The 282-nt window shown below is 43.3% G+C and carries 1 protein-coding gene; it reads left to right on the top strand.

What is annotated here, in order from left to right:
• On the top strand, window positions 1–282 hold a 282-nt coding region (locus tag WA279_RS20825; RefSeq protein WP_336156496.1), incomplete at both ends, for a transposase.

Below are 282 nucleotides of genomic sequence, written 5' to 3' on the forward strand. Positions count from 1 at the left end.
GATGGTTTCTCGGATTGAACATAAACGATCCAGTTCCACACCACTCCACCATCAGCTGGAACAGACGCACACGTTTTAAAGATACAACCATCTTCCAAGATATTTTTGATGAGATCGTTCTTCAGGCCATCAATCATGACATGGTGGGCGGACGTGTCCTATTCACTGACTCCACACACCTTAAAGCCAATGCCAACAGGCATAAATACACAAGAAAAACAATTGCGCAGGATACCCAAAACTATATCAAGGATTTAAATGAAGCCATTCAAGAGGATCGGG

Origin of the sequence: Bacillus sp. 204(2023), assembly GCF_037027505.1 — a bacterium.
Classification (GTDB): domain Bacteria; phylum Bacillota; class Bacilli; order Bacillales; family Bacillaceae; genus Bacillus; species Bacillus subtilis.